General features: G+C 66.7%; 24 protein-coding genes. 14 read left to right on the top strand and 10 right to left on the bottom strand.

The genetic code is table 11. From position 1 onward, the window contains the following. Nucleotides 1-24 precede the first annotated feature (24 nt). Nucleotides 25-987 carry a phenylacetic acid degradation operon negative regulatory protein PaaX gene (gene paaX / locus FA90_RS15720; protein WP_239700766.1) on the top strand — a complete coding sequence of 321 codons (963 nt, stop codon included), beginning with the start codon at nucleotides 25-27 and terminating at the stop codon, nucleotides 985-987. Nucleotides 988-993: 6 nt separating this feature from the next. On the opposite strand, the gene FA90_RS15725 is transcribed toward paaX, so the two are convergent. After that, entirely contained in the window at nucleotides 994-1254 is a 261-nt protein-coding gene (locus tag FA90_RS15725) for a DUF2442 domain-containing protein (RefSeq protein ID WP_036170218.1), read from the bottom strand. A gap of 157 nt (nucleotides 1255-1411) precedes the next feature. Here FA90_RS15725 and FA90_RS15730 point away from each other — a divergent pair, with 157 nt between their 5' ends. Together FA90_RS15730 and FA90_RS15735 are read left to right on the top strand one after the other, a co-directional pair. Continuing rightward, on the top strand, nucleotides 1412-2545 hold the full coding sequence (locus FA90_RS15730) for a M14-type cytosolic carboxypeptidase (protein ID WP_036170220.1): 1134 nt from the start codon (nucleotides 1412-1414) through the stop codon (nucleotides 2543-2545). 113 nt (nucleotides 2546-2658) lie between these two features. Next, complete coding sequence (locus FA90_RS15735; protein ID WP_156116731.1) at nucleotides 2659-3495, top strand: hypothetical protein; 837 nt, start codon at nucleotides 2659-2661, stop codon at nucleotides 3493-3495. Here FA90_RS15735 and FA90_RS15740 read toward each other — a convergent pair. After that, complete coding sequence (locus tag FA90_RS15740) at nucleotides 3482-4135, bottom strand: oxygen-insensitive NAD(P)H-dependent nitroreductase NfsB (protein WP_036170224.1); 654 nt, start codon at nucleotides 4133-4135, stop codon at nucleotides 3482-3484. The genes FA90_RS15735 and FA90_RS15740 overlap by 14 nt on opposite strands. 281 nt (nucleotides 4136-4416) lie before the next feature. Here FA90_RS15740 and FA90_RS15745 point away from each other — a divergent pair, with 281 nt between their 5' ends. Further along, a complete protein-coding gene (locus FA90_RS15745) occupies nucleotides 4417-5493 on the top strand; it encodes a porin (protein ID WP_036175962.1) in 1077 nt (358 codons plus the stop codon). Here FA90_RS15745 and FA90_RS15750 read toward each other — a convergent pair. Both FA90_RS15750 and FA90_RS15755 read right to left on the bottom strand, forming a co-directional pair. Further along, a complete protein-coding gene (locus FA90_RS15750) occupies nucleotides 5490-5714 on the bottom strand; it encodes a tautomerase family protein (RefSeq protein ID WP_036170227.1) in 225 nt (74 codons plus the stop codon). The two genes, FA90_RS15745 and FA90_RS15750, sit on opposite strands and share 4 nt — an antisense overlap. Before the next feature lie 40 nt (nucleotides 5715-5754). Beyond that, entirely contained in the window at nucleotides 5755-6495 is a 741-nt protein-coding gene (locus tag FA90_RS15755) for an SDR family oxidoreductase (RefSeq protein WP_036170231.1), read from the bottom strand. Nucleotides 6496-6610: 115 nt separating this feature from the next. Here FA90_RS15755 and FA90_RS15760 point away from each other — a divergent pair, with 115 nt between their 5' ends. Beyond that, nucleotides 6611-7519 carry a LysR family transcriptional regulator gene (locus tag FA90_RS15760; RefSeq protein WP_036170236.1) on the top strand — a complete coding sequence of 303 codons (909 nt, stop codon included), beginning with the start codon at nucleotides 6611-6613 and terminating at the stop codon, nucleotides 7517-7519. Then, nucleotides 7516-8484 (top strand): sulfurtransferase, encoded by a 969-nt coding sequence (locus FA90_RS15765; protein WP_081933880.1) that lies wholly within the window; start codon nucleotides 7516-7518, stop codon nucleotides 8482-8484. Before FA90_RS15760 ends, FA90_RS15765 begins: the two co-directional genes overlap by 4 nt. Here FA90_RS15765 and pmbA read toward each other — a convergent pair. Next, complete coding sequence (gene pmbA, locus FA90_RS15770; RefSeq protein ID WP_036170239.1) at nucleotides 8420-9772, bottom strand: metalloprotease PmbA; 1353 nt, start codon at nucleotides 9770-9772, stop codon at nucleotides 8420-8422. The genes FA90_RS15765 and pmbA overlap by 65 nt on opposite strands. Before the next feature lie 68 nt (nucleotides 9773-9840). Here pmbA and yjgA point away from each other — a divergent pair, with 68 nt between their 5' ends. The 4 genes from yjgA to FA90_RS15790 are packed head-to-tail and all read left to right on the top strand — an operon-like array spanning nucleotide 9841 to nucleotide 11957. Continuing rightward, nucleotides 9841-10443 (top strand): ribosome biogenesis factor YjgA, encoded by a 603-nt coding sequence (yjgA, locus tag FA90_RS15775; RefSeq protein WP_036170241.1) that lies wholly within the window; start codon nucleotides 9841-9843, stop codon nucleotides 10441-10443. A gap of 4 nt (nucleotides 10444-10447) precedes the next feature. Further along, nucleotides 10448-11068, top strand: coding sequence for a molybdopterin adenylyltransferase (gene mog / locus FA90_RS15780; RefSeq protein WP_036170250.1), 621 nt, complete (start codon nucleotides 10448-10450; stop codon nucleotides 11066-11068). Between the two features lie 16 nt (nucleotides 11069-11084). Then, a complete protein-coding gene (locus FA90_RS15785) occupies nucleotides 11085-11753 on the top strand; it encodes an alpha/beta hydrolase (protein WP_036170252.1) in 669 nt (222 codons plus the stop codon). A 3-nt stretch (nucleotides 11754-11756) separates the two neighbouring features. Further along, nucleotides 11757-11957, top strand: a complete 201-nt coding sequence (locus FA90_RS15790) for a hypothetical protein (RefSeq protein ID WP_036170258.1) — start codon at nucleotides 11757-11759, stop codon at nucleotides 11955-11957. Between the two features lie 21 nt (nucleotides 11958-11978). On the opposite strand, the gene FA90_RS15795 is transcribed toward FA90_RS15790, so the two are convergent. Continuing rightward, nucleotides 11979-12758, bottom strand: a complete 780-nt coding sequence (locus FA90_RS15795) for an SDR family NAD(P)-dependent oxidoreductase (RefSeq protein WP_036170260.1) — start codon at nucleotides 12756-12758, stop codon at nucleotides 11979-11981. Between the two features lie 101 nt (nucleotides 12759-12859). On the opposite strand from FA90_RS15795, the gene FA90_RS15800 reads away from it, so the two are divergent. Then, nucleotides 12860-13753, top strand: a complete 894-nt coding sequence (locus FA90_RS15800) for a LysR family transcriptional regulator (RefSeq protein WP_036170262.1) — start codon at nucleotides 12860-12862, stop codon at nucleotides 13751-13753. Nucleotides 13754-13807: 54 nt separating this feature from the next. Here the strand turns inward: FA90_RS15800 and FA90_RS15805 are convergent, their stop codons facing one another. Then, nucleotides 13808-14659, bottom strand: coding sequence for a fumarylacetoacetate hydrolase family protein (locus tag FA90_RS15805; RefSeq protein WP_036170264.1), 852 nt, complete (start codon nucleotides 14657-14659; stop codon nucleotides 13808-13810). A gap of 190 nt (nucleotides 14660-14849) precedes the next feature. Between FA90_RS15805 and FA90_RS15810 the strand changes: the two genes are divergently transcribed. Next, nucleotides 14850-15344, top strand: coding sequence for a cache domain-containing protein (locus FA90_RS15810; RefSeq protein WP_036170266.1), 495 nt, complete (start codon nucleotides 14850-14852; stop codon nucleotides 15342-15344). A 16-nt stretch (nucleotides 15345-15360) separates the two neighbouring features. Further along, complete coding sequence (locus FA90_RS15815) at nucleotides 15361-17115, top strand: methyl-accepting chemotaxis protein (protein WP_051971844.1); 1755 nt, start codon at nucleotides 15361-15363, stop codon at nucleotides 17113-17115. Nucleotides 17116-17175: 60 nt separating this feature from the next. Here FA90_RS15815 and FA90_RS15820 read toward each other — a convergent pair whose 3' ends face one another. Then, nucleotides 17176-18417: a YbfB/YjiJ family MFS transporter gene (locus FA90_RS15820; RefSeq protein WP_051971845.1), complete on the bottom strand. Its 1242-nt coding sequence runs from the start codon at nucleotides 18415-18417 to the stop codon at nucleotides 17176-17178. Nucleotides 18418-18421: 4 nt separating this feature from the next. Continuing rightward, nucleotides 18422-20443 (bottom strand): FAD/NAD(P)-binding protein, encoded by a 2022-nt coding sequence (locus FA90_RS15825; RefSeq protein ID WP_197065312.1) that lies wholly within the window; start codon nucleotides 20441-20443, stop codon nucleotides 18422-18424. Between the two features lie 231 nt (nucleotides 20444-20674). On the opposite strand from FA90_RS15825, the gene FA90_RS15830 reads away from it, so the two are divergent. Further along, nucleotides 20675-21130 carry a cache domain-containing protein gene (locus FA90_RS15830; RefSeq protein WP_036170267.1) on the top strand — a complete coding sequence of 152 codons (456 nt, stop codon included), beginning with the start codon at nucleotides 20675-20677 and terminating at the stop codon, nucleotides 21128-21130. Here the strand turns inward: FA90_RS15830 and FA90_RS15835 are convergent. Then, nucleotides 21118-21717, bottom strand: coding sequence for a DNA-3-methyladenine glycosylase (locus FA90_RS15835; RefSeq protein ID WP_036170269.1), 600 nt, complete (start codon nucleotides 21715-21717; stop codon nucleotides 21118-21120). The genes FA90_RS15830 and FA90_RS15835 overlap by 13 nt on opposite strands. Nucleotides 21718-21752: the final 35 nt, after the last annotated feature.

Consider the following 21752-nt stretch of genomic DNA (forward strand, 5'->3'; position numbering starts at 1 on the left):
AAAAACGCGATGTATAGCGATATCTTGAATCATATCGAGGCCCAACAAATCATTAAAACCGAACACATTCTCAGCAGTAACCGATGGCTCGATCAGGCCCTGCAGGCCGATCCGCCGCGCGCCAAGTCGCTGGTAATGACGATCTTCGGCGACGCCATCGTCCCGCACGGCGCGCGCCTGTGGCTGGGCAGCCTGATCGAACTGGTCGAGCCGCTCGGCGTGACCGACCGCCTGGTGCGCACCAGCGTGTTCCGCCTGGTGCAGGACGGCTGGCTGGTCGCGAGCCGCGAGGGCCGGCGCAGCAGCTACGCGCTCGCGCCCGAGGCCGGGCCGCGCTTCGCGCGCGCGAACCACCGCATCTACGCGCCGCCGGGCCTGGACTGGGACGGCCGCTGGACCTTGCTGCTGGCGCCCAACGGCAGCATCGACGCCGGTTTGCGCGCCGCCGTGCGCAAGGAACTCGAGTGGGAGGGTTATGCGATGCTGGCGCCCGGCCTGCTGGCCCATCCGGCCGGCGACGCCGGCAGCCTGGCCGAGATCCTCGCGCGCGTGGATGGCGCCGGCAAGATTTTTGTCTGCAGCGCGGCCGAGCTGCCGGGCGTCGGCGCGCGTCCGCTCGGCGAGCTGGTGCGCGAGGGCTGGAACCTGGACGGCGTCGTGCAAGGCTACCGCCGCTTCATCGACGATTTCACGCCGTTGCGGGCGCTGCTGCAAGAAGGCGAAACACCGGCGCCGCAGGCGGCGTTCGCGATGCGCAGCCTGCTGATTCATGCCTACCGCCGGGTGCAATTGCACGACCCGATGCTGCCGCTGGCGCTGCTGCCCCAGCCGTGGCCGGGCTCGGATGCGTATGCGCTGGCGCAGGCGATCTACCGCTTGGTGTGGGCGCCGGCCGAGCGGCATCTGATGGAGGTTCTGCGGCGCGAGGACGCTGATGCGCCGCAAGCCGACGCCGCTTTCGAAGCGCGTTTTGGCGGCTTGCGCTGAGCGGGCTCAGCAATCCTTGTTGCCGGCCAGCTGAGCCGCCGCCATCGGCTGGCGAATGCGATCCACCGCCAGCTCCACGTCCAGCCCCGGCCAGTACACGCAGGCCACGCCGACCGCCTCGATGCGGCACAGCTGGGCCACGGTCGCGTGCTCGAACCAGGGAAACAATGCAAACGGCAGGTACAGCTCCTCCTCGCGCCAGCGCAGCCAGAAGCCGTGCCGGTGGATGCTGGTGACTTCCGCCTGCGCCAAACGAATCTTTGCCATCGGTCTCCTCCCTGCCGCATCGACAACCGTTGCGGCCGAGCACGAAAGGTAGCAAAAGCATCATGCGCCCTGTTTGAGCTGGAGCAGACTATGTTTTTAGGGCGAAAAATGCGGTTATGATGCACGCCTCACCACCCCCCAAAAAACAGGACACAAAATGTCTAGCATCAAGATCAGCAGCCAGTTCGACGCTGGCGCCATCGAGATCGTGAACGCCACCAGCGCCAGCGCCATCGACCTGAACATCCGCAAGGATTCCGCCGCCGACATCATCCAGTGGTTCTACTTCCGCCTGCAGGGTGCGCAAGGCGAGCCCTGCACGATGCGCCTGCTCAACGCCGGCCAGTCGGCCTACCCGAAGGGCTGGGAAGACTACAACGCGATGGCCAGCTACGACCGCATCAACTGGTTCCGCGTGCCGACCAGCTTCGACGGCGCGGTGCTCACGATCGAGCACACCCCGGCCATGGACAGCGTCTACTACGCCTACTTCGAGCCGTATTCGTGGGAGCGCCACCTGGAGCTGCTCGACCGCGCCCAGCTGTCCGAGCACGTGCGCATGGTCGACCTCGGCTCGACGCTCGACGGCCGCGACCTGAACATGCTGGTCGTCGGCGAGCCGGCCGAAGGCAAGAAGAAAGTGTGGGTGATCGCGCGCCAGCATCCGGGCGAAACGATGGCCGAGTGGTTCGTCGAAGGCATGCTGGACGCCCTGCTCGACCCGGCCCATCCGTTCGGCCGCCAGCTGCTGAAGGAATCCGTGCTGTACGTGGTGCCGAACATGAACCCGGACGGCTCGGTGCGCGGCAACCTGCGCACCAATGCCGCCGGCGCCAACCTGAACCGCGAATGGTTCAACCCGACCATGGAGCGCAGCCCGGAAGTGTTCCTGGTGCGCCAGAAGATGCATGAGATCGGCGTCGACATGTGCCTGGACGTGCACGGCGACGAAGGCCTGCCCTACGTGTTCGTGGCCGGCTCCGGCGCCCTGCCGGCCTTCACGCCCGAGCAGGCGGCAGCGGAAAAGACCTTCGCCGAGAACTTCATGATCGCCAGCCCGGACTTCCAGACGGAATACGGCTACCCGGACGCGCCGTTCACCGACGAAGTGCTGAGCATGGGCTCGCCCTACATCACGCACGCCTTCGGCTGCCTGTCGCTGACGCTGGAACTGCCGTTCAAGGACAACGCCAACGACCCCGATCCGGTCGTCGGCTGGGATGGCGCACGCAGCGCGCGCCTGGGCGCCGCCGTGCTGCAGCCGATGCTGCAGGCGATCCGCAAGATCTAAGCGCGTTCCTGCCCACGCGCGCGCGGACGGGTACGCGTGCGTCACGCCCGCGCCTGCCCGGAACCCGCGCAGCGTTCGCCCTGTCAAAACCTGGCGTTTGACAGGGGGCGGACATGGATGAGTGGATTGATCGCGTCGGAAAAGTGTATCGGCCGGGCGAAAGTCCCGGCCCGGGCGAAGCACCGCCATCCGGCCTGGCGCTCGGCGACGCCTGGTTCTGGCACGGCGACCAGACCTTGCTGCACGAACTGGTCAACCATCCCCATATCGCGCCCGGCCACGCCGCAATCCGGCTGCTCGGCTTCAACGGCGGCCGCCTCAACGAGTACATCGGCGACGGCGTCTTCGCCGGCGTGATCCGCATGCACCTGGTGCCGGGCATTCGCTTCAGCGAGTTTTACCTGGGCGGCTTCGCCAACGAGGCCTTCGAGCACAACCTGGCCCTGCTCGACGATTGCATGCACGCGCATACGCCCGCCGACTGTTTTTCCGCCGAGCGGCTCGACCTGCTGCTGTATCACATCTTCGAGGGCTTGAGCGGCATCATCCGCACCATCCGCTGGACCTACCGCAAGACGACATGGCAGCAGCCGGTGTTCCTGAATGGCTACGATTATCCGGTGCCCGATGGCCGCGGCTTCGTCAGCACGCACGGCGGTCCGGTGACGGGCGTGATGGACGAGGCCCACGTCGATCCGGACCCGGACTTCCGCCGCGAGATCATGCGGCGCTTGATCGACGCCATCAACGACGAAGTGCTGGCGGGCTTTCACGCGCCGCTCGAGCGCGTGTTCCACATCGACAGCCGCGGCACGCTGGCGGACAGCGGCCCCGGCTACCTGGACGACTGGGACAACGAGATCTACCCCAGCGCGCAAGGATTCCGCAAGATCCTGGAGCGCGCCTGGCTGCCCAGGCTGCGCCCCTTCGGGATCGTTACAGGAAAGTGAAGACCTGCTCTTGCGGCAGGCGCGACTTCGGCAGCTTGGCGTTGAAGTCGCTTTCGGCATGGTAGCCGAGCGCCAGCAGCACCAGGCTCGACAGGCCCTTCTCATGCAGGCCGAGTTCGGTGTCCAGCGCAGCCACGTCGATGCCTTCCATCGGGGTACTGTCGACGCCGACCGCGGCGGCGGCCGTCATCGCATTGGCCAGGGCGATGTAGGTCTGCTTTTCGTACCACTGCGGCAGGTCTTTCAGCGTGTAGCGGTGCAGGTTGGTGAAATGCAGGCGGCCCTTCGCGGTACCGGCCTTGGCGGCTTCGTCGGCGAAGCGGCCGTCGCGGTCTTCCTGCTCGAGCAGGCGATCCAGGTGGCCGCCTTCGGTGTCGACGCGGGTGCAGAACAGGATCACGTGCGAGGCGTCACGCACTTTCGATTCGTTGAAGCTGTAGCCGCCCTGCACGCCCTTGGCCAGGCGCGCCTTGCCTTCCGGGGTGCTGGCGACGATGAAGTGCCACGGCTGCGAGTTGACCGACGACGGGCTGTTGCGGATCACTTCATAGATCTGCTGCATGACCTCGTCCGGGATGCGGCGGTTGGTGTCATAGGCCTTGGCGGTATAGCGTTGTTTCGCGGTGGCGACGATGTCCATATTGGTTTCCTTTGAGCTGTCTATACAGTGGCATTGCGTTTTAATGAAATGCCTAGCCGGACATTATTGCAGGAACTCGACATTCGCGTGCGAGGCGACCCCGTTCGCTTTGGCGCGCCACGATCGCCTTCGGTAGCGCTTTAGTTGTAAATATGCCACAGCTTCTGGAGGGCTCGGTTTGGTAGTTGCCGCTGCGCAAATTTCCTCAGTGCACAAAATGATATTCATGGAATTGCTTCTTAGCTACTTCCATCGATTCTCATTTTGCAGAGGACGTAATGATGAAAAAGATTCCCTTGTGCACTGCCCTGATCCTGAGCGTGCTCGCGTCAAGCAGTGCGCTTGCGCAATCGGCGGACCCGAAATCGAAAGTCGACGTGTACGGCATCATCGACGTGCTGTTCGGGCCGACCACCAACGTCACAAAGGACAAAGGGACGGTCTGGCGCGTCAGCTCGAGCGGCGAAAACGTCTCGCGCCTGGGCTTTCGCGGCAGCGAGGAGATCGCCGATGGCCTGAAAGCGGTCTACCAGCTCGAAATGGGCATCGGCGTCGATACCGGCACGCCCGACAGCCCGCTGTTCAAGCGCCAGTCCAACGTCGGCCTCGAGGGCCGCTATGGGCGCCTGGTGATGGGCCGTTCGTTCACCTCGGTGTACGACTTCATGCTGCCCTACGATCCGATGGGCTACGCGCCGTTCTACTCCTGGGCCCCGACCGGCAACGCCAGCGGCGCCAGCAAGTACGGCATGACGACCGGCTTCGACAACATCATCAAGTACACCGGCAAGATCGGCGACCTGAGCTTCGGGATGAACTACGGCGCAGGCGAACAGTCGGGCTCGACCGGCGACGGGGCCAAGGGCGCCGTCACCGCCAATTACGTCATGGGGCCGTTCTCGATGGTCGGCGCCTACGAGCGCGAAAACGGCACCAAGACCGCCGCCGACGTGCGCGACGTCACCAATGTGGCGCACGTCGGCGCCATGTATAACAGCGGCAAGTGGAAAGTGCAGGCCGCGGCGCGCGACTACAAGCTGCGCGCCGCCAAGGCCGGCACACCGGACGTGCGTGCGCGCCTGTACTGGGCCGGCGTGAGCTACCTGATCCTGCAGAACGTCACGCTGACCGGCGCGGCCTACTACCAGGACGTGCGCAACGTCGCGGCCAATCTCGATGCCGACCCGGTCATGGTCGTCGGCCGCATCCGCTATGCGATCGGCAAGCGCACCGACTTGTATGCGCTGGCGGCCTATGCCAAGGCCAAGCACGGCCAGCTGGTCAGCCTGTCGCGCGACGATGCCGGTTTCGACAGCAAGCAGAAGAACGTGTCGGTCGGCATCCAGGTACGCTTCTAGGCGCGACCCGGTTTGGGCGGCAGGCCCATCTTCTCGAGGGTCAGCGTCTCGTCGGCGCGGCCCCAGCCGCCGTCGGCGACTTCCTCGACCAGCACCATCGAATACGGCCGCACGCCTTCGCCGAAGTACTCGACGAACATGGCGGTGGTGCGATGGATGATCTCTTCCTTGCGTGCGTGGTCGAGGATCCCTTCGGGGAATTTGAAGTTTGCGAATGGCATGGTGTGCTCCTGGTTGTGGTGAAAGATGTTTGACCGACGATCAGGCGAAGCCGCCGTTGACGCGCAGTACCTGCGCATTGACCCAGGCGCCGTCCGGCCCGGTCAGGAAAGCCACCGCATTGGCGATCTCGTCCGGCTCGCCGATGCGCTCCAGCGGCGCCAGCTTGGCAATCCCCTCGATCTGCTGCGCGGTCTTGCCATTAAAAAACAGCTCGGTACCCACCGGCCCCGGCGCCACCGCGTTGACGGTGATGCCGCGTCCGCGCATCTCGTTGGCCAGCACGCGCACCAGTTCCTCGGCGCCGGCCTTGCTGGCGATGTAGGGGCCGTAGCCGGGGAAAGACTTGGCGATCACGCTGGTCGAGATCGCGACGATGCGCCCGCCTTCCTGCAGCCGGCGCGCAGCCTCGCCCAGCACCAGGAAGGTGCCGCGCAGGTTGGTCGCGATGACCTTGTCGAAGGCGTCCAGGTTGTCCGGGCTGATCGCCGCCATCGGCATCATGCCGGCGCTGTTGACCACCACGTCCACGCGCCCGAAGGCATCCTGGGCGGTATCGAACAGGCGCGCGACATCGGCGGGTTGGGCCACGTCGCCCTGCACCGCGATCGCCCTGCAGCCCAGCGCCTCGACCGCGGCCACGGTGTCCTGCGCCTTGGCTTCGTTGCCGACGTAATGCACGGTGATGTCGAAACCGTCGCGCGCCAGGCGCAGCGCGATCGCCCGGCCGATGCCGCGCGAGGCGCCGGTGACAATGGCGGCTTTATTCGTGTTGTTGCTCATGTTGATCTCCTGTTGTGTACATGACGATGAAACTATTCTGAGCGTTTCGACGGACGAGATAAATGGGCGCAAACCAGCTACACTATTCAACCTCCGTCAACAATCTTCCAAGTCCGTGGACCGTCTCGACGCCCTCCAGCTCTTCATCCGCATCGTCGAACAGGGCAGCTTCAGCCGCGCCGCCGACATGCTCGGCATGCCTCGCGCCAGCGCCACCCATGCGATCAAGGAACTGGAAACGCGGCTCGGCACGCGTTTGCTCGAACGCAGCACGCGCCACGTGCGCCCTACTCTCGACGGCCAGGCTTATTACGAGCGCTGTGTGCAGGTGCTCAGCGACCTGGACGACGCCGAGGCCGCGTTCGGGCACATGGCGGCCAACCCGCGCGGGATGCTGCGGGTCGACATGTCGGGCTCGCAGGCGGCGCGCGTGGTGCTGCCGCGCATCGGGGAATTCCATGCGCGGTATCCGGACATCGAGCTGATGCTCAGCAGCGGCGACCGCCTGGTCGACCTGGTGCGCGAAGGCGTCGACGTGGTGATCCGCGCCGGCGTGCCGCGCGACGTCGACCTGGTCGCACGCAAGCTGGCCGAGATGGCGCAGGTGGTCTGCGCCAGCCCCGACTATTTGAAAAGCGCCGGCATCCCGCGCCATCCCGACGAGCTGGCGGCCCACCGCGCGGTGCGCTTCTTCGCCAGCAACGGCAACACCGATTACCCGTTCGAGCTGGCCGTCGACGGCCAGATGCGCCGCTATGATGTCGGCGGCTGGCTGTCGGTCAACGATGCCGAGACCTATTCGCTGGCGGCGCTGCGCGGCTGCGGCCTGATCCAGGTGCCGCGCTTTCACGTCGAGCAGGAACTGGCGGACGGCAGCCTGGTCGAAGTGCTGGCCGACTGGAACAGCCCGGCGCTGCCGGTGACCGCGCTCTACCCTTACCGGCGCCAGCTGTCGCCGCGCGTGCGCATGTTCGTCGAGTGGCTGGTGGAGATTTATGCGCAACGCTTCGGGGGCAGCGCTTGACGCCGCCCCTCGGCTTTCGCGCCGATCTGGCGCGCTGGCGCCAGCTCGTCGCACCGGACTGGATCGCTGCGTTGGTCGCCGGCGCGCCGGTCGAGGCGGCGCCGCCGGAGGAATGGCGCCTGTTCGAGGTGGGCTGCGACGACCTGGATGCCTTCGGCAACGGCCATATCCCCGGCGCCGGCTACCTCGACACGATGAGGTTCGAGCACGGCCCGCTGTGGAACAAGGTGGACGACACGACGCTGGAACGGCTGCTGTGCGAACTCGGCATCCGCCACGACACGACGGTCGTGCTGGTCGGACGCAATCCGCTGGCGGCCGCACGCGTGGCGCACCTGCTGTTGTACGCAGGCGTCACGGACGTGCGCCTGCTCGACGGCGGCTTCGATGCCTGGCGCCGTGCCGGGCTGGCGCTGGAAGCCGGCCCGGGCCGGTGCTGGCCGGCGGTGGCAAGGTTCGGCGCGACGCTGCCGATGCGCCGCGAGTACCTGTTGAACATGGCCGCGACGCGCGCGCTGCCGGCGCACGGCGACGCCACGCTGGCCAGCATCCGCACCCGTGCAGAATACCTCGGTGAAACCTCGGGCTACAGCTACATCGACGCGCGCGGCGACATCCCGGGCGCGCTCTGGGGCCAGGCCGGCGCGGACGGCGACGTCAACAGCATGAGCGCCTACCAGGACGCTGCCGGCTGCATGAAGCCGGCCAGCGAAATCGCAGCGATGTGGGAAGCGGGCGGCATCGTGCCGGGGCGCCGCACGGTGTTTTATTGCGGCACCGGCTGGCGCGCCTCGCTGGCCTTCTTTTATGCGTGGCTGATGGGCTGGGAGCACATCGCCGTGTTCGACGGTGGCTGGTGCGAATGGAGCCGCGATCCAGCCAATCCGGTCGTGTGCCGGGTCAGTTGCCCGCCACCACCATCTTCTCGATCAGGATCGAGCCGGTCGACTTGTTGCCGCGCGTAAGCACGTCGCTGCCGATGCCGACGATGGCCTGGAACATGTCCTTCATGTTGCCGGCGATGGTGATTTCCTCGACCGGGTACTGGATGACGCCGTTCTCGACCCAGTAGCCGGACGCGCCGCGCGAGTAGTCGCCGGTGACGTAGTTGGTGCCTTGTCCCATCAGTTCCGTGACCAGCAGGCCGGTGCCCATCTTGCGCAGCATGCCTTCGAAGTCGTCGGTGCTCTTGGTGTCGCGCGAGACGATTTCCAGGTTGTGCGAGCCGCCGGCGTTGCCGGTGGTTTGCATGCCCAGCTTGCGCGCCGAATACGACGACAGGAAGTAGCCTTGCAGGACGCCGTCGCTGACGACCTTGCGCGTTTGCGTTTTCACGCCTTCCTCGTCGAACGGGGCCGAGCCGACGCCGCCGACCACGTGCGGATCTTCGACGATCTGGATATGCGCCGGGAAGATGCTCTGGCCGAGCGAATCGAGCAGGAAGGTCGATTTACGGTACAGCGCGCCGCCCGAGGTGGCTTGCACGAAGGCGCCGAGCAGGCCGGCGGCCAGCGGAGCCTCGAACAGCACCGGGCAGGTGCGCGTATCGAGCTTGCGCGCGTGCAGGCGCGCGAGCGCGCGCTCGGCGGCGTAGCGGCCGACCTTTTCCGGGTCGGCGAGGTTTTTCGGGTCGCGCGCCGACGAGTACCAGTCGTCGCGCTGCATGTGCGCGCCCTTGCCGGCGATCGGCGCGACCGACAGCGTGTGGCGCGAGAACGGGTAGCCGGCGCAGAAACCCAGGCTGTTGGCGGCAACAAAATGCGACTGCTGCATGTAGACGCTGGCGCCTTCGCTGTTGGTGACGCGCTTGTCGACCGCGAAGGCGGCGGCTTCGCAGCGCTGCGCCAGCTCGACCGCATCCTCGGCGCTGATGTCCCATGGGTAGCACAGGCGCAGGTCGCGCGGGTTCATCTCCAGCAGTTCGGCGTCGGGCAGGCCGGCGGCCGGGTCTTCGGCGGTGAAGCGGGCGATGTTGTAGGCCGCCTCCACCGTCGCGCGCAGCGAGGCGCTCGAAAAGTCGGACGTGTTGGCGTGGCCGCGGCGCTGGCCGCAGTAGACCGTCACGCCGATGCCCTTGTCCTTGTTCTGCTCGATAGTCTCGATCTGGCCCTTGCGCACCGTGACCGCCAGTCCGCTACCCTCGCTGATCTCGACGGCCGCATTGCTGGCGCCGGTTTCCTTGGCGATCGCCAGCACGTCCTGTGCGAGCTGCTTGAGCTGGTCCTGGGTATGGGTGAAGACGGAGTCGTTCATGTGCGTTTTTCGTAGCGAGCCCTAAAACAGTTATCATAGCAGCCGTTTACTGTTTTTACCGTCACATCATGCCAAACGCAAATCGCGGCTCGGTCGGCTTCCGCTCCGACGAATTCGACCAGGAATACGAGCGCCCGTCGAAATCCGAAATGAAGCGCCATAGCGACGCGCTGCAAAAGCTCGGCGAACAGCTCATCGAGGCCCCGCGCGACCGCGTCAAGCGCGTGCCGATGCCGGACAACGTGCGCGAGGCCATCCTGATGTGCCAGACCATCACCAACCACGAAGGCCGGCGCCGCCAGCTGCAGTTCGTCGGCAAACTGATGCGCACGCTGGACGAGGAAGAAGTCGGCGTCATCCAGCGCACCATCGAAAGCTGGAAAGGCACCTCGCGCGCCGAAGCGGCCGCCCTGCACGCGCTCGAGCGCCGCCGCGACAAGCTGCTGGCCGACGACAAGGCGCTGACCCAGCTGCTGGAAGAGCATCCGCACCTGGACGTGCAGCAGCTGCGCACCCTGATCCGCAATGCGCGCAAGGAGCAGGCCGAGCACAAGCCGCCCAAGGCCTACCGCGAAATCTTCCAGATCCTCAAAGACCTGGCCAAGCCTGCCAAGGCCGCGCCGGGCGAAGAAGACGACGGCGACGTCGACGAGGATGCCGACCAGGAGTGAGGCCATGAGTCTGGATAATAAGGTAGAGGAACTGGTGATCGGCCTGGTGTCGGTCTCGGACCGCGCCAGCGGCGGGGTCTACGAGGACAAGGGCATCCCGGCGCTGCAGGATTGGCTGCGGTCGGCCCTGACCACGCCGTTTCGCGTCGAGACCCGCCTGATCCCGGACGACCGCGCCAGCATCGAAGCCACGCTGATCGAGCTGGTCGACACGGCGCGCTGCCACCTGGTGCTGACCACCGGCGGCACCGGCCCGGCGCGGCGCGACGTCACGCCGGAAGCGACGCTGGCGATCGGCACCAAGGAAATGCCGGGCTTCGGCGAGCAGATGCGCCAGATCAGCCTGCACTTCGTGCCGACCGCGATCCTGTCGCGCCAGACCGCCGTCATCCGCGAGACCGCCGACGGCCATGCCGCGCTGGTGATGAACCTGCCGGGCCAGCCGAAATCGATCAAGGAAACGCTGGAAGGCTTGAGGGACGCCGCCGGCAACACGCTGGTGGGCGGCATCTTTGCCGCCGTCCCCTACTGCATCGACCTGATCGGCGGTCCCTACAGCGACACCAATCCGGACGTCTGCAAGGCGTTCCGTCCCAAGTCGGCGCAGCGCCCGCCGGCTCAATAAGCGACAAGGAATCCGCATGAGCGAGCTGCTCGAACACGTCACGATCGATACCGACGACAACCCGCAAGCCTCCGTGATCTGGCTGCACGGCCTGGGCGCCGACGGCAACGACTTCGTGCCCATCGTGCGCGAGCTCGACCTGGCCGGCATCAACGGCATCCGCTTCATCTTCCCGCATTCGCGCCGCATTCCGGTCACCGTCAACGGCGGCTACGTGATGCGCGCCTGGTACGACATCACCGGCGCCGAGCTGGTGCGGCGCGAAGACGAAGCCGGCCTGCGCGCCTCGCAGCTGGAAATCGAAGCCTTCATCGCGCGCGAAAAGGCGCGCGGCATCCCGGCCTCGCGCATCGTGCTGGCCGGCTTCTCGCAAGGCTGCGCGATGACGATCCAGACCGGCCTGCGCCATCCGGAAACGCTGGCCGGCATGGTCTGCCTGTCCGGCTACGTGCCGCTGGCCGACAAGCTGGGCGCGGAGCGCACCCAGGAAAGCCTGGCCACGCCGATCTTCATGGCCCACGGCCGCCACGACAACGTGGTGCCGTTCGCGCGCGCCCAGCAGTCGCGCGACGTGGTGACCCAACTGGGCTACCAGGTCGAGTGGCACGAGTACGCGATGCAGCACACGGTCTGCCTGGAAGAAGTCCAGGCGCTCTCCAACTTCTTCAAGAAAGTGCTGGGCTAGACGATGGCAAAGAAGGAAGAAAAGCTCGACGACGAGACGCTGGCGCTGATCAACTGGTGCATCGAGGTCGAAGGCCACCTGGTCGCCGGCGGCGCCACCCAGAAACAGGCGCAGGAGCACATCGAGGAACAGGTCGAGTGGTTCACCGACCTGTTCTACGACGGCTTGACGCCGGAGGAAGCGGCCAAGGAAGCGCTGGCCTGAGCGCCAGCCGCTCCATTCTCTTCAACGCTGCCCGGGAATATTGAATCCGCCATCGGCGCAGATGCTCTGCCCGGTGACGAAGCGTGCGCCGTCCCCGGCCAGCCAGACGGCCACGTCGGCGATGTCGGCCGGCTGGCCGACGCGTTGCAGCGGCGTGTAGGCGGCGACCGCTTCCAGCAGCTCCGCAGGCATGCCCGACGTCATCGGGGTGACGGTGAGTCCCGGATTGACGTTGTTGATGCGGATCCCCTCGCGCCCGACCTCCACGGCGACAGAGCGGGTCATGGCGTCGAGCGCGCCCTTGCTGGCCCCATAGATCGACAGCCCAGGCGTGCCGTTGGTCGACGCGATCGACGAGGTGTTGACGATCGATCCGCCGTGGCCGAGGGCGCGCATCGCCATGATCTCGTGCTTGACCAGCAGCCACACCCCTTTGACGTTGGTCGCGAACACGTGCTCGAAGTCCTCGAGCGTCAGCTGTTCGATCGGTCCATAGGCCGTCACGCCGGCGTTGTTGAAGGCGACGTCGAGCCGGCCGAATGCGTCGACGGCGCGCTTGACCAAGGCCGCCACCTGGGCTTCGTCGGCGACGTCGGTCGGTACGGCGATCGCCTCCCCTCCTGCGGCGGCGATCTCCGCCGCCACCTCTTCCAGCTCGACCCGGCGGCGGCCGGCCAGCACGACGCGGGCGCCTTGCCTGGCGAACGCCAGTGCGGCGGCGCGGCCGATGCCGGAACCGGCGCCGGTGACAAGTGCGACTTTGCCCGACAGCTGGAACGTCGATTCGATATGGGTGGACATGAGAGCTCCTTCAGAAATGGTGGAAGCCCATGGTAGGCATGGTGGTGCCGCTCAACAATGCGCTAATATTTGCACGACTTGATGAGCGGAGTTCAACAATCATGCGCGGCAGCGAATACACGGAATTGATGTCCCTGGTCGAGGTGGTGCGCCAGCGCAGTTTTCGCAAGGCGGCCAGGCAGCTTGGCCTGACGCCGTCGGCGCTCAGCCATACCATCCGCGCGCTCGAACAGCGCATGCAAGTGCGGCTGCTGAACCGAACCACGCGCAGCCTGTCGCCGACCGAAGCCGGCAGCCTGCTGCTGGAACGCATTGCACCGGCCTTCGACGAGATCGCCGCCGCCGTGGCCTCGGCGCGCCGCCTGCAGGATCATCCGACCGGGGTGGTACGCCTGAACGTGCCCGGCGTCGCCGCCCACGTCGTGCTGGCGCCGCTGCTGCCCCTGTTCGCACGCGCCTATCCCGACATCCGGCTGGAGGTGACGATCGAGGACGGCCTGGTCGACATCGTCGAAAGCGGATTCGACGCCGGCATCCGTCCGGGGCAACGGCTGCAGCGCGACATGATCGCCCTGCGGCTCACGCCCGACCTGAGGACCGCCGTCGTGTGTGCGCCTGCGTACCTGCAGGCGCGCGCGGCGCCGAAGACGCCGCATGACCTGGCGGCGCATGCCTGCCTGATGTACCGATGGAAGGAAAGCGGGCGTGTCTACCCATGGCCGCTGGGGCGCACCGGCGAAGCCGTCGACATCCAGTTCGACGGCACGATGTCGAGCAACGATCTCGGCATGATCATGGCCACCTGCCTGGCCGGCGGCGGCATCGCGTGCCTCGCGCGCGAACTGGTCGCGCCCTACCTCGCCAGCGGACAACTGGTCAGCCTGCTCGAAGACTGGTGCCAGAGTTCGCCCGGCTTCTTCCTGTACTACCCGAGCCGCCAGACCTCGGCGGCGGTGCGCGCCTTCATCGATTTCATGAAGGCCCATACGGGCTAGTCAGGCGGTCTTCACCGGCCCGCGCTCGACGCCGCGGTCAAGGCGATCGGGTAATTACGCCTTCGGAAAGGCCAGCACTTCCTGCTGCTGCTCGCCCAGGCCCGCGATCCCCAGGCGCAGCGTGTCGCCCTTCTTGAGGAAACGCTGCGGCGTGCGGCCGAAGCCCACGCCCGGCGGCGTGCCGGTGCAGATGATGTCGCCGGGTTCGAGCGTCATGAAGCGCGACAGGTAGCTGACGATTTCGGCCACCGAGAAGATCATGTTGCTGGTGTTCCCGGTCTGCATGCGCTTGCCGTTGACTTCCAGGTAGAGGTCGAGGTCCTGCACGTCGAAGATCTCGTCCTTGGTGACCAGGAACGGACCGACCGGGCCGAAGGTGTCGCAGCCTTTGCCCTTGTCCCACTGCGAACCCAGCTCGAACTGGTAGGCGCGCTCGGAGACGTCGTTGACCACGCAGTAGCCGGCCACGTACTTGAGCGCGTCTTCTTCGCTCACGTACTGCGCGCGCGTGCCGATGATCACGCCCAGCTCGACTTCCCAGTCGGTCTTTTTGGAGCCTTTCGGCAGCTGGATCGGGTCGTCCGGACCGGACAGGCTGGTGGTCGCCTTCATGAACATGATCGGTTCCTTCGGGATCGCCGCGCCGACTTCGGCCGCGTGGTCCGAGTAGTTCATGCCGATGCCGATGAACTTGCCGACGCCCTTGACCGGCACGCCGAGACGCGGGTTGCCGCGCACCAGCGGCAGGGTCTTCCAGTCGACCTTGGCGAGCTTCCTGAGCGCCTTCTCGGACAGCACGGCGCCGTCGATGTCGTCGATCACGCCGGACAGGTCGCGCAGGCGGCCTTCTTCGTCGAACAGGCCAGGTTTTTCCTTACCGGGGCGGCCGTAGCGAACTAACCTCATATTCTCGTTCCTCTGGATAAGCTTGGGAATCGTCCATTTTACCGGACGCCGAACCGATGCGTGGCCGTCGCATCGATGCGGCATCGGCCAGTCTCTTCGGTTCCTCCTTGCGGCAGCGCAAACCTGCAGCGTCGCCCCCAGCGTACTGTGCCAAATGCACTTAGGAAATTTTTATCAGGGGACGCTCCGTGTGAAACCGCAATTTGCCGCGCTGGGCCTGGCGCTTGCCGCCGCTGCCGTTTTTGCCGCCGCCCCTGTTGGCGCGCCCGTCGCATCCGCCGCGCCCGCCACGCAGGAGGCGCAGGCGGCGGTGGCCCTGGTCGAACAGGGCGCCGCTTTCCTGCGCGCCCGGGGCAAGGCCGAGCTGATCCGGCGCATCAATGCGCGCGACCCACTGTTCCGGCGCGGCGGCCTGACCCTTCACATGGTCGATGCCAGGACCGGCGTCGCGCTCGCCGATCCGGTCCACCCATCGCTGGTCGGTCTGGACCTGCTCGACGTGCCCGACGCCGTTGGCCGCGCGTACCGGCGCGACATCGTCGCCCTCGCGGCCGGCCGCGGCCAGGGCTGGGTCGAGCACACGTACAAGAATCCGGCCGATGGCGGCATCCAAGCCTGGAGCGACTACATCCTCCGGGTCGGCGACGCGGTGCTGGTGTCAGGCATCGCCAGAGATCATCGATAACCACCCAGGAGAAGTCATGCTGAAAAAATTGCGGATCGGTCCCAAACTGCTGCTGGCCCCCGCGCTGGTGCTATGCTTGCTGGTGCTGCTGTCGGGCGGCGCTTATTACGGCATGGTGCGCCAGAACGCCTCGCTGGAGAACATGGTGCAGGTACGCGCCGCGCGCCTGCAGGCCGCGGCCGACATCGCCGGCGACGCCAAGTACGCGCACGCCGGCATCTACCATCTATTGGCGTCGATGGCCGGCAGCTTCGCCCAGGACCGCATCAAGGCCATGATCGACGACATCGGCAAGCAGCACGCGGCGATCCAGGCCAGGCTCACGGAACTGGCGAAGGTGGCCGAGCCGCCCGAAGCCAGGCTGATCGACGCGTCGATCGCGGCACTGGCCAGCTACCACAAGAGCGTCACCGACTGCATCGACCTGGCCCAGGTCGACCAGTCGACCGCGACCGGCGCAATGCAGAGCGCGGAGAAGCGCTTCCAGGCGCTCAACGCCGATCTCGCCCAGTTCGCCGCGTTCGAGCACGAGCTGAGCGTGCGCGCCTACGCCGACGCCAAGGCCGAGTTCCGCGAGTTCGGCCTGGCCATGGCCGCGCTGGTGCTGCTGTCGATCGGGGTGTCGCTGCTGGTAACGATGCTGGTGCGGCGCGCCATGCTCAAGGACATCCGCGACATCTCGACCGTGGTCGGCGACCTGGCCGAAGGCCGCCTGACCAGCGTCGCCGCCAACGACGGCCGCGACGAGATCGCCGAGGCCGCGCGCGCGCTCGACCAGACCATCGCCACGCTGAACGTCACGCTGCGCAGCATCACCGCGTCGGTGCGCTCGATCGACACGGCATCGAAGGAAATCGCCAGCGGCAACCTGGACCTGTCGGCGCGCACCGAGATGCAGGCCAGCTCGCTCGAGGAAACCGCCAGCGCGATGGAGGCGCTGACCGACGCGGTCAGGAAGAACGCCGAGAACGCCCGCCTGGCGACCGGCCTGGCGGCCGAGGCGACCCGGCTGGCGTCGAGCGGCGGCCAGGCGGTCGATCGCGCGGTCACGACGATGGAATCGATCCGCACCAGCTCGCGCAAGATCGTCGAGATCATCGGTGTGATCGACGGGATCTCGTTCCAGACCAATATCCTGGCCCTGAACGCGGCGGTGGAAGCCGCGCGCGCCGGCGAGCAGGGGCGCGGCTTCGCGGTGGTGGCGGCCGAGGTGCGCACGCTGGCCCAGCGCTCGGCCTCGGCGGCCAAGGAGATCAAGACGCTGATCGCCGATTCGGTCGCGATCATCGACCACGGCAATCAATCGGTCAACGAAGCCGGCATGAGCATGGGCAGCGTGGTGGCCTCGGTGCAGCAGGTGAACGACATCATCAACCGCATCAGCGCAGCCAGCGACCAGCAGGCCGATGGCATCGGCGAAGTCAACCGGGCGGTCGGGCAGATGGACGACATGACGCAGCAGAACGCGGCGCTGGTCGAACAGGCGGCGGCCGCGGCGGCCAGCCTGCACGAGCAGACCGTCAACCTGGCGCGCGCGATCGCGATCTTCGAGATCGCCGACGAAGATATCTCCGACGATGGCGGCGCCACCGTGGCCATGCCGGCCCTGGCCGCGCCGGTCGCGCCGATGGACGACGATGCCGGCTTCGCGGTGCCGGCCGAGCGGCGCGCGCCGGACAGCCCGATGCGCGGCCAGCGCCGCGCCCTGCCCGCCCAAAGCCAGGGCCGCCGGCAAAGCCCACGCGCGCGCACGCGTGGCGGCCGCGGCTGACGCGTCGCGCAGGCATGCAAAAACGGCGCCGCGGCGCCGTTTTTGTTGTGCACGACGGCTTCAGGCAATCGCCGTATCGAGTTCCTCCTGGGCCGCATGGCGCCAGCGCAGCACGGCGATCGCCACCACGCACAAGGCCGACAGCGCCAGCGCGATGCTGCTGAGCCAGAACAGGATCGCATACGAGGCCCGTCCGCTCATCAGCGCCACCATCGCGCTGGCGCCACCCGCCTGGGCCAGCGAAAAGCACAGATTCATCGCCGTCCAGTTGCGCCGATGCTGCGCGGCGCCGCCGATTACGAGCGCGTAGCTCGATGCCGCGCCGACGATCCCGGGCGAGAGAAAGCCAACCAGGATCGACGACACCAGCAAGGCCGGCGTGCCGCTGGCCAGCAGCGGCAAGGCGACGCCGAACGCCTTCAGCGTAAAACCCACGCCCAATGTGCGGGTCAAGCCGAAGCGGTCGGCCAGCACGCCGGTCAGATACGGTCCGCAGGCTGCGCCCAGGCCGAAGCAGCCCCAGAAGAAGCCGGCGCCGGCCAGCGGCCGGTGCAGTTCGCGCGTGATGTAGTCGGCCCAGAACAGCGTGTGCGGCAGGTAGCCGACGGCGTTGAGCGTATAGGCCAGGCACAGCAGCAGGACCGGCGCCGGGAAGCCTTGCCGCACGCGCCGTTCACCAGGGTTGCCGGCCGGCGCCACAGCCGCAACGCTCGCCGCGATGGTTACCGATGCCGAGCGCCAGTAGCGCCAGGTCGCCGCCGTGAGCAGCGCGCAGATGCCGCCCAATCCCAGCCAGGCCGACAGCAGGCCGTGGTTCGCCAGGCCGGGCACCACGGTGGCCGCGGCGATGATCCCCAGGCCCACGCCCGAGAAGATCAGGCCGGCCACGCGAGCGCGCCGCGCTTGCGCCACGCGCGGCAGGATCAGCACCGGCGCCTGCACCATCAGGATCGAACCGCACGCCCCGGCCACGGTGCGCCAGAACAGGAACCATGGCATGCCGCCGCCGCGCCAGGCGCAGGCGCACAGGCTGAGCGTGCACGCCAGCATCGACCAGCGCACCAGCGCGCCGGCCGAACAGCGGCTGGCCAGCACGGCCGCCACGCCGATGCCGAGCAGGTAGCCGGTGAGGTTGGCCGCGCCCAGCTGGCCGGCGGCCTCGCGGCCGAACCAGCCCTGCTGCACCAGCACCGGCAGGATCGCCACGTAGGCGAAGCGCGCGACGCCGACCCCGGTCAGCGTCGCGGCCATGCCGCACAGGCCGGGCGTGGCCTGGGCGGCAAGCGTGCGCCATGCGGCCATGGGCTCACACCGTGGCCGGTTGCTCGACGGCGATCCGCTGCGCGCCCTGCTGCGGCCAGACGTCGAGCGAATGGACCGGCTCGGCCGGCGCGGGCGCTTCGGCCGGCGTGAATGCTACCGCGGCGCCGAGCTGCGCTTCACGGGTGCGTTTCCTGCGCTGGGCGATCGCTTCCATCATGCGCCCGACCGCGCGGCCGGCGTCGACCATGGTGGTCGAATTCGCGCCAGGGCGCGGCAGCACGAAGGTGTAGAACTTGCAGCCTTCGACCAGGGTGCCGAGGGCCCACAGCGACTCCTGCACGGCGCCGTTCGCGCCGACCACGTTCATGTTGCGGTCGACCGTGATGCCGCCCGGATGGAAGCTGCCGTTCATGAAGGGCTTGACGATGCCATGCCTGAGCATCTTGCGCATCAGCGGCGATTTGTCTTCGAGCGGTCCGGGCAGCGCGGCGCGCGCGCGCACCAGCACGTTGGCCGGGGCGCTCTCGCCGCTCCAGTGGCTGTGCACCACGAAAGAGCTGCCCTGCTCGTCGTACACGCTGCGCGCGCCGGGACCGAAGTCGGCGCGCATCACACCGGCGTCGATCAGCGCCAGCCACTGGGCGATGCGCTCTTTCGGCGGGCCGACCGCGAGCCGGTTCATGATCGGCAGGAACTCGCTCAGCACCCAGCGATGCGACTGTTCGGTCAGGCCGGCGAAGTCGATCGCGCTGCGGATCACGTCGCGCACGTCGCGCAGGACGTCGCAGGCGGATTTGATCGGGCTGTTCAGGTTGCCGAGCATGGCTTGCTCGAAGTCGCGCCACATGAAGCTGCGCAGCCAGTCGTCGTACTGGCGCCGGCTCTGCAGCGCGCGCGCGGGAATCGGGTTGACCATCGCGTCCCACGACAGCTGGTCGCGGCGCGGCACGTGCTTGTCGATCAGGGCCTGGCGCGCCTCGAAATTTTCGGCGGCCAGGAACTCGTTGCTGAACACGAGCGCGGTGAGGCGGTCATGGCGCTGGTGCAGGTAGGAGAAGTAATAGGAGAATTGCATGTCGCACCACAGCAGCGGCATGATCTGCGCCTGGAAGTCGAGCTGGCCGCCGGGCGTGGCCGCGCGCATCTCCTCGACCTTGGCCAGGGTCAGGAACTTGGCCTTGTACTGGCCGAACACGCCCTTCTGGTTGACCGCGCGCGCCGTCAGCGGCAGGCCGGAACGCGCATACAGCAGGATCCGCGGTTCCTTGCCCGAGGGCCGGTAGCGCAGGCGCCCTTCCGGCTCCGTCTTCCCGCACGGCTCGAACACACCGCCGCGCGCACTGGTCAGCTGGGCCACCAGGTCGCAGGTGGTCAAGCCCATGCCTTCGATCGCCACCGTATCGCGTTCGGTCACACCCGAGACGGCGTTGCGGATCGGGTAAGGCTCCAGCACCAGCTGCAGGCGCGGATTGCGTTCGCGCCCGGCCTCGACCTTGCGCGTCAGGTCGGTTTCGGCGTCGTTGGGGATCTTGCGCGCGTGGCCGGTGGTCAGGAACACGAAGTCGGCCGGATAGCCCTGGCCATCGTAGGACACTTGCCAGCCGTCGCCTTTCCATTCGAGGTCTTCGACGGTGGAATAGTTGTGCAGGTAGATCGTCACGTGCAGCGGCGCCAGCTTTTTCACGTACTCGAAGCACCAGCGCAAATAATCGCCGAACAGGGCGCGCGAGTAATAGCCGTTGCGGTCGATGTCGACGTGGCCGGGCTGCGCATCCGCCGCGCTGCCGCTTTTGCTGCTGAGCCAATCGGCGAAAGCCGGGCCGTACAGCAAGGGGCCGCCGCCACGCACCGTGTCGTCGGAAAACTGCGTCATCTGGCATGCGACCGTGTTCACCAGCAGATGGGCGCCCTGGTCGGTGGTATGGCAGCCGGGCCCGAATTCCTTGCCGTCGAAGACGTGAAGTTCCAGCGGCGTGGCGCTGGCGTCGTTCCTGGCATGGGCGATGATGCGATCGAACACAGACAGGCCGCGCGGGCCCAATCCGATAATTGCAATCTTGTACATGGTGTCCTCAAGTAAAGGATTTTGACGAAGGTTCTTACTACCGAGAAACGAAACCAATGGTAGATACGTGGTCATCCATGTACTTGCGGACACGCAATTTTTAAGACTTCGTAGCAATAAGCACGCAATGTTGCTCGTTCGCCCGCATACGGCTCACTGTTGCGATTGAACAAACGGCGAGGTATTTACGACGGTAAAGTATTTCTTTTCATCAATTATCTGGAGAGAGCCATGAATCGCTTCCGACATGCCGTCCTGTTCCTCGCCGCCACCAGCGTCTGCAGCCTTGCGCTCGCCAACGACCCCAGCGAAAAGGACGCGATCGCCCTGGTCGAAAAAGGCGCCGCCTTCATGAAGGCCAAAGGGAAGGACGAGATGATCAAGCAGATCAACGCCAAGGACCCGGACTATGTGCAGGGCCAGCTGTACCTGGTGATGCGCGACAACAAAGGGGTCGTGCTGGCCAATCCGGTCAACCCGGCCATGATCGGCAAGGACCTCCTCGACGTGCCCGACGTCGACGGCAAGCTGTTCCGCCGCGAGATCCTGGAAGTGGCCAAGACCAAGGGCAAGGGCTGGGTCGACTACAAGTTCAAGAACCCGGCCAGCGGCAAGGTCGAGGCGAAGACGTCTTATATCTACAAGGTCGGCGACGTCACGCTCGAAGCCGGCGTCTACAAGCGCTGAGCCCGGCGCGAGGCGAACGGCTTGCTCACATAACGCGAGCCGGCCAGCCCGAAGCGCCAGGGCACGTCGACCGCCTTGGAAATGCCGATGCGCGGCCCGCTCACCACCTCGATGCCGGCCGGCGCCGGCGCCAGCTCGAACGGCGCCTCGGCCAGCCCGGCGCCGTTCAGCGCGCGCGTGACGCCGAGCGCCTGGCACAGCTTGCCGGGCCCGGAGCACAGCAGCCACTCGTCGGAGGTGCCGCGCCGCTCGCGCATCAGCTCCAGTCCCGTCACCGGTTCGAGCGCACGGATCAGCACCCCTGCCCCATGGCCCCGTTCGCGGCACACGAAATTCAGGCACCAGTGAATGCCGTAGGAACGGTAGACATAGGCGTGCGCGGGCGGGCCGAACATCGCGAAGTTGCGCTCGGTCGGCCCGGAATAGCTGTGCGAGGCGGGATCTTCGCCATCGTAAGCTTCGGTCTCGACGATCCGGCCGCCGACCCCGTCCACCAGCACGGTCACGCCGATCAGCTGGCGCGCGACCAGGTGCGACGCTGCAGAAAAATCAATGCCGGCGAGGAAAGCGGATTCGGTAAAAGCCATATGCACAGTGTATATAAGATACGTTTGCCAGGTCG

The sequence above is a fragment of the Massilia sp. 9096 genome, from assembly GCF_000745265.1.
GTDB lineage: Bacteria > Pseudomonadota > Gammaproteobacteria > Burkholderiales > Burkholderiaceae_D > Telluria.